This is a genomic window from Povalibacter sp. (assembly GCF_036520495.1).
In the GTDB taxonomy this organism is placed as follows: Bacteria; Pseudomonadota; Gammaproteobacteria; order Steroidobacterales; family Steroidobacteraceae; genus Steroidobacter.
Window position 1 is genome coordinate 1 of sequence record NZ_DATDJO010000045.1, and the last position, 4,354, is coordinate 4,354.

A 4,354-nucleotide genomic window follows, 5' to 3' on the forward strand; every position below is an offset into this window, starting at 1 on the left:
TGATGCCATTTCTTCGTTCGGCAACGGCACCATCCTGGCGCAGTGCTTCAACCACTACCGGGATGCAGGAACTCTCGCAGGCAACCCGTTCTGCGACATGATCGAGCGTGAGGGGCCGGCGACAGCGAATGGCGTGTTCAACCAGGTGTCCTTGATCACCGGCGCGCCGCTCAACCTGGCTGGCGTGAAGGAGAATGGCATCGACGTCAATGCCAACTACTCCATCCCGCTGCCGAAGGGTGACCTGCGCTGGTATGGCATGGCGTCCTTCATCATGCGGTTGAAGACCCAGGATCCAATCAACGGCGAACTGAATGGTCGCGGTGTCAACAGCACGGGCGGTGTAACGGGGATCAACTCCGGTACGACTGCGCCGCGCTACCGTTACCTCACGTCCGTGACGTACGCCCTGGAGCCGGTGACGGCAACGCTCTCGTTGCAAGGCCTCAGCTCGGGCACGTACGCCCGCGGCCTGTTTGCCTGTGAGGCGGACTGCCCAGCCGACGTTCCAGGCGGTGCGGGCTTCACGACCATCAACAGGAACCAGATCGACTCATCCCAGCTGTTGAAGCTCACGTTGAACTATGACCTGGGCAACTGGGGCGAGATTTACGGGGTGATCGACAACCTGACCAATGAGGATCCGCCGATGATCGCTGGCAGCTTCGGTGCCGGCTATTACCAGGGTCAGTCGAACGTGGACTACGACCGTATCGGTCGTCGGTACACGCTGGGCTACCGCCTGACTTTCTAACGTGAGCGTCTCGCGATAGAACGAAGCGGGGATCGGGCAACCGGTCCCCGCTTTTTTTTGGGGCCATCATCGGAGGGCTGCTGACGGGTGTGCGTGCATCGGGGCATCCGGTTCTGCTCGTCGGCGTCTCGATGCAGTCGGCGATCCGACCTCGCTGTGCACAAAGCCGCTGCTTTTGATGCTTGTTATGCCTGGATGAAGAATGGGGGATGGCTCGATGATGAAATACCTTGCGTTGGCATTCATTCTGCTCGCGGGCTCGACGCCTGCATGGGCGACGTGGTCGGTGATCGCGCTGGATGCGCGGAGCGGTCAGGTGGTGATCGCGTCGGCGACCTGCGTCCGGCAAGAGGCATTTCCGAAGCGCGAGCCCAACGCTGCACGTGACCTGATGGACCTCCAGGCGGTGATCGTGCCCGGCGTGGGTGTGGCGGCTTGCCAGGCAGGTGCTGACAACACGCACGAGAACCAGATGCTGGTCTACCGGGAACTGAAGAAGGGCACACCACCCGCCGACATCATCGAAATGCTCAGGAAGGATCCGAACATCGAGCGGCGACAGTTCGGCATCGTGTCCATCCCCAACGGCAAGGACATCACCGCGAGCAACAACCGCGCCGGATTCAACGGCACCGGCAACTCGCGCTCGTCGTTGTACTTCGGCGGCCAGGTCGGTCCGGACATCCACTATCAGGTTCAGGGCAACACGCTGCTCGGCGATCAGGTGGTGCATCTGGCTGCACTCGCATTCACCCGCGCCACCGGCACGCTGGCCGATCGCGTGATGGCGGCGATGGAAGCGGCGGACGTCAACGGCGGAGATCATCGCTGCAACTGCGGATCGAACCCGATGGAGTTCGTTCCATGCGACAACAAGACCGCGCACGTTTCCTACATCGCCATCGCGGAGAAGAACGACGAGCAGGGCGTCACTCACAATGACGGCAAATACTTTGCGTACATCAGCGTGATGGACAACGACATCAAGCGCGGCGAAAGCGCCAATCCGGTACGCACGCTGCGCATGCGCTATGACGCGTGGGTGAAGTCCGGCGCGCAGCGATTGGCGCCACCGCCGCCGACGTTGTATCAGCCAGAGACCTGAGGCTCGAAGCCGTTTACCTCATCGGGCAGTTGCCGACGTCGTGGCCGCTGCACGATGTCCTTCGATCGTATCGGCACTGCAGGCTCAGGCGGAGGTAAGCCGCGTCTCCGCCAGATCGATTTCCCGCACCAGCTTGCGTACCACATCCTCTGATACCTGCCGCGCGCGACCCAGGCGATAGAGTTCCTCGCGTTCTGCCTGCAGGCCCGCGAGGCGCAGCTGGTTTTCGATCTCATCGACGCGACGCATCCTGGCGTTTTCCTCGACGCTGCGATGCTGGGTGTCGATGCGCGTGCGGTACACATCCATGATCCGTGCGCCGGTGGCAGCATAGACATCGGCATCCGGACGATCCTGCGCCAGCGTTTGCTGCGCGCGTTCGATTGCCTTGATAGCCGCATCGGCGGCCGCGATTCGCGCCCGGTCTTCCTGTGCATCATGCGCGGGCTCGGCGGGAATCTGCAGGCCACGGAGCAGGAAGGGCAGACCGACGGTGGCCGCCACCAGTGAAATCAGAATCACGCCAGCAGCGAGGAAGATCGCGAGATCGCGCGCCGGGAATGGGGAGCCGTCGGAGAGGGTCAATGGCAGGGTCAGCACGCCGGCGAGCGTGATGGCGCCGCGGACCCCGGCGAGCGAGGTGGCAGCAACCAGGCGCCAGCTGGGGCGCTTAGCCGGCGCGCCGGGCGTCGATCCACGGAACAGGGTCAGTCGCAACGATACCCAGACCCAGAGGAAGCGCAGCGCACCGAGCGCCGCATTGATTGCGATGACATAGACGATGAGCCAGAGCGGATCTTGATGTCCTGTCTCGTCCACGACCCGGGCGGCGCCTTCGATGAGCTTGGGCAACTGCTCGCCAAGCAGCACGAAGATGATGCCGTTGACCGTGAATTGAATCGTGTCCCATACGCCGGTGCGACGCATGCGGGTGGTCGCGAGCGCGCGGCCGCTGAGTTCCGCATAACTCATCGTAATGCCAGCAGCGACCGCGGCCAGGATGCCGGAGCAATGCAGATGCTCCGCCAGCATATAGGCGCCGAAAGGGATGAGCAGGCTGACCAGGATCTGTGAGCCAGAGTCCTCGCCGAGACGGCGGGCTATCCAGTCCTTGATGCGTGTGATCGCCCAGGTGACGAGGACGCCGACGGTGATGCCACCCAGGGCGAGCCACAGGAACGTGCCGAGCGCATCGAGCAGCGAGAACACGCCGGTCATGGCAGCCACGACCGCGAGACGCATGCAAACGAGGCCAGAGGCATCGTTGAGCAGCGACTCGCCTTCGAGGATGTGCAGCAGGCGTTTGGGAATCGGTGCGCGCGAGGACAACGCCGAGACAGCGACCGGATCGGTGGGCGAGACGATGGCGGCCAGCGCGAACGCAACCGGCAGCGGCATGGACGGTATCATCCAGTTGATCAGGAAACCCAGTCCGAGCACCGTGAAGATCACGAGTCCCACGGCCAGTTCCAGGATGGTGTCCCGATCGCGGAACAGACCATCCTTGGGAATGCGCCAGCCGTCGAGAAACAGCAGGGGCGGCAGGAACAGGAGGAAGAACACGTCCGGGTCCAGCGCCACCGGCGATTGGACGACCATCGCGATCAATGCACCGAGTGCGATCTGCACGATCGGCAGCGGCACTGACCAGGGCAGACCCCGCTGCAGCCAGCCGCTGATGACGACCGCCAGCAGCAGGAACAGCGAGACGGTAATGCTTTCCATGACCGTGTACTCCATTGATCCGATGCGCGCCGCTATTGTGCCGTGTCGAGGCAGAAGAGTGGCGTCGGAGATATACCCGGATTTCCGCACACATATCGATTTCCCGAGACGCTTCCCAGGCGCGGCCGTGACAGGGTGCTCGCCCTCACGTGACGCCGTGCCCCGGCCGGTGAAAGCAGTGAAGAAGCCAGCGCCCCGTGCAGCGGCACCGCGACGTACCAAGACGAGCGGCAGCGACACGCAGTGGCAGGAGTTCTGATCGCGAACCGAGCCGAGGTCCTCCGATGGTGCTCAGTGCGAATGGGGGAGAATCTTTGTAGTGCCGCGTATCCGTACGTCAATGTGTTTGGCGGCGCGGGCCCGTCGACCGTGGTCAATCGTTGGCGGCAGATACCAGAAGAGGCGATTCATCGTCGACGGTCACGCATAGGCCGCTTTCCGCCGATGGGATTCCGTGGATCGGCAAGATTCTGCCGATCGTCCTGCGCATTCCCTCTCCGTCAGGTGGGAGTAATCGAATATTCGCGTGGGCCCGACTTCAGCGCCTGACCTTCACGAGCGTGGCATGGCGATTGCAGCCTCACCAGCCGGGCACAGACGAACGGTAATCCGCCCGTGAAGGTATCCAAAAATGGGACAAAGTGAGTTGGCAATCGGTGCAGATATTGCGGTAGCGACGAAAAGCGCGCCCCTCGACGCTGCGCCGACAGGCCACTACACCTTCGAGGAGCGTCGCAGGCGTATCTCCGCGATCGTCGCCGCCTCGAGCG

General features: G+C 63.0%; 3 protein-coding genes. 2 read left to right on the top strand and 1 reads right to left on the bottom strand.

All coding sequences use genetic code 11. The features are described 5' to 3' along the window. Both VIZ63_RS16590 and VIZ63_RS16595 read left to right on the top strand, forming a co-directional pair. Window positions 1–754 (top strand): hypothetical protein (locus VIZ63_RS16590; protein ID WP_331610793.1); only part of this gene is annotated, 754 nt, incomplete at its 5' end. Between the two features lie 217 nt (window positions 755–971). Then, complete coding sequence (locus VIZ63_RS16595) at window positions 972–1,859, top strand: DUF1028 domain-containing protein (RefSeq protein ID WP_331610794.1); 888 nt, start codon at window positions 972–974, stop codon at window positions 1,857–1,859. Window positions 1,860–1,943: 84 nt separating this feature from the next. Here the strand turns inward: VIZ63_RS16595 and VIZ63_RS16600 are convergent, their stop codons facing one another. After that, window positions 1,944–3,584: a Na+/H+ antiporter gene (locus VIZ63_RS16600; protein WP_331610795.1), complete on the bottom strand. Its 1,641-nt coding sequence runs from the start codon at window positions 3,582–3,584 to the stop codon at window positions 1,944–1,946. Window positions 3,585–4,354 lie beyond the last annotated feature (770 nt).

What these genes read in the sequence shown, in the direction of transcription:
- VIZ63_RS16595 (WP_331610794.1), top strand. Translation starts at nt 972, where the DNA reads ATGATGAAATACCTTGCGTTGGCATTCATTCTGCTCGCGGGCTCGACG.
- VIZ63_RS16600 (WP_331610795.1), bottom strand. Translation starts at nt 3,584, where the DNA reads ATGGAAAGCATTACCGTCTCGCTGTTCCTGCTGCTGGCGGTCGTCATC.